Below are 2,722 nucleotides of genomic sequence, written 5' to 3' on the forward strand. Positions count from 1 at the left end.
CAAAGTAAAATCATACATTGTCCGTGCATAATAGTTATAGATTTTTCCTTTAGTAAACGCGTTTGCTAGAAAAAATTATATCTGTTAGAATAGAAGTATTGAAAGGATCCGCTTTATGAAAGAAAAAATAACCATTCGTGATATAGCCGAACGTGCTGGAACATCTAAAACTACTGTCTCTTTTTTTCTAAATGGTAAGACGGACAAAATGTCAGAGGAAACCCAAGCAAGAATTGCTCAAGTCATCAAAGAGACAAACTATCGTCCAAGTATTGCAGCACGCTCTTTAAACGCAAAAGAAACACGTTTAATTGGCGTCATCATTGGAGATATCACCAACACGTTTGCCAATCAAATCGTTAAAGGAATTGATGATTTTGCAAGAGATAATCGTTACCAGTTGATTGTTGGAAACAGTAATTATAATTTTGAAAATGAAAAAGGATACGTCAATCGCATGTTGGCAATGGGAGTTGATGGTTTTATCATCCAGCCATCCAGTCATTTTGCCGAATTGATTCCAAAAATCAAACAAGAAAATAAAGACGTAGTATTTATTGATTCACAAGTTTCTATGGATAAAGAAAAATGGGTCAAGACAAACAACTATGAATCCATATTGAATGTAGGAACACACCTAATCAATGATGGATATGATGAATTCATTATGATTACGGCAGATCCACATGTATTAAGTACACGTTTAGAGCGTACAACTGGTTTTTTACACGCTTTAGAAGCAAAAGGAAAAACATGCAAAACCCACGTTGTAGCAGATGATATAACAAGTGATGCATTACGTGATCTACTCTATAATGAATTACGTTTTGGCGTTCGCACCCTCATCTTTGTAGCCAACTGCTTCTTATTACCACGTGTCTATTTGGCATTAAAAGATTACCGAAACCTAATGCCAGATACAATTGGATTAATTGGCTTTGACAATACAGAATGGACTAACTTCTCTAGTCCAACTGTCACAACGATCGTACAACCTGCCTATGATGAAGGCTATCAAGCTGCATCGATCTTAATTGATTCATTAAAAGGAGAAAACAAACAGATTCCAAATCAAATCTTAAAGTGTTCTGTAAACTGGAATGAATCAACCAAACAACACAATTAAAGATTTACAATGATGCCCATATTTACTTATGGGTTTTTTCTATCATCAAGAATTTAATTCATATCTTAAATCTTTCATTAGTTTTTATATTTTATCAAATATAACTTATAAATTTGCTTTTTCAACACAAAATTTCAATTATAACTGATAAATTTTGACTTTCTACACTAAAGTTCAATTAAAAATCTCATCCCATTTATTTTGGACTGAGACCTTTTATTTTATCGACTGTACCATTTCTTTAACATACTCCTCAACATACTTAGGCGCATCTTTTCCATACTTTTCAACAATCTTCACAATAGCTCCATTGGATTGATCAGCCATTTTTTTAGCTTGTTCTGGCGTTGAGATTCCAAAACCTACCTCAACAGGAACGTCAGTAACTTCTCGTACAAGATGTACCATAGCTGAAATATCTGTCGTAATCGTAGAACGAACACCTGTAACACCTAATGAAGATACGCAATAAATAAAGCCAGTGGCATCTTTGGCAATCGTTTGAATTCTTTGATGACTGGTTGGTGCAATCATACTGATTAAATCTAAGCCATATTTCTTTAATATCACATCAAACTCTTCTTTTTCCTCATAAGGAACATCCGGAAGAATCAATCCACTCATTACCCTCAGCTAGTAGTGCTGCTTTTTTTACAACCTCAGCTCCCGCACTTTGAGCTAAAGTTTCTAATAAATGTGAAACATATATTGACTTATTATTTATGTAATATATAATTAAATTAACGATAAACATTATTTATTTAATGTTAGGAGGTAATATCATGAATGATAAGTCTAAAGATTTATTGAAGAAAATGTGTTTCGTTTTAGAAATTGTTCGAGGGACTTGTTTAATTTCTGTTGCGTTGTTGATTGGACTTAGCTTATTTTATGCCTTCAACAAAGATGTATATAACACTTTATTTGGAAGCATAAGAATAGACTTTCTTCAATTGATATTTAAAGATGATACCGCTTTACATAAAGACAGCATGTCCATGTGGTTACCATTGATTTTATTAATCATCGCTATATTAATATTCATCATCTATAAATCTATACAAACGATAGAATCCATTTGTAAAATTGCGATGGATCATACTCCATTTGATGTTCGTGTTGCCAATCACATCAAAAACCTTGCTAAGTATATTCTTGCAGGGGGTATTGTCTTTAATATTCTTGAAGTATGTCGAGTTATGTACTTTAAACAAATCATCAACTTTGATCTACTTTTCAACACTAAATATGTTACACAAATCAATTTTGGTATTCGTCTTCACTTAAGCTTCCTCGTTTTTGCAGCTCTAATCTATTTGTTATCTTATATATTGAGATATGGACAAGAACTACAACAATTGAATGATGAGACATTGTAATTATGGGTAAGATCATATTGCGATTAGATCGTGTCATGGCCGATCGAAAAATGAGTTTAAAAGAGTTGTCTGAAAAAGTTGGCGTCAGCAATGTCAACTTATCAAAAATGAAAACAGGTAAGATTTCTGCGATTCGCTTCTCTACTTTAGAAGCTATTTGTGAAGTATTAAATTGTCAACCTGGTGATATATTGGAGTATGTAAAGGACGATGAAAA

Annotated in this window: 4 protein-coding genes; 3 read left to right on the forward strand and 1 reads right to left on the reverse strand. The window is 32.8% G+C overall.

What is annotated here, in order from left to right:
• Positions 1-115: 115 nt before the first annotated feature.
• Positions 116-1,126, forward strand: coding sequence for a LacI family DNA-binding transcriptional regulator (locus ACZQCL_RS03670; protein WP_227991643.1), 1,011 nt, complete (start codon positions 116-118; stop codon positions 1,124-1,126).
• 216 nt (positions 1,127-1,342) lie between these two features.
• Here the strand turns inward: ACZQCL_RS03670 and trpA are convergent, their stop codons facing one another.
• Positions 1,343-1,750: a tryptophan synthase subunit alpha gene (gene trpA / locus ACZQCL_RS03675; RefSeq protein WP_482481868.1), complete on the reverse strand. Its 408-nt coding sequence runs from the start codon at positions 1,748-1,750 to the stop codon at positions 1,343-1,345.
• Between the two features lie 158 nt (positions 1,751-1,908).
• On the opposite strand from trpA, the gene ACZQCL_RS03680 reads away from it, so the two are divergent.
• Positions 1,909-2,505, forward strand: coding sequence for a hypothetical protein (locus ACZQCL_RS03680; protein WP_482481869.1), 597 nt, complete (start codon positions 1,909-1,911; stop codon positions 2,503-2,505).
• Positions 2,506-2,507: 2 nt separating this feature from the next.
• Positions 2,508-2,722 (forward strand): helix-turn-helix domain-containing protein (locus ACZQCL_RS03685; protein WP_482481870.1); only part of this gene is annotated, 215 nt, incomplete at its 3' end.

It is taken from the genome of Holdemanella sp. (assembly GCF_056804935.1).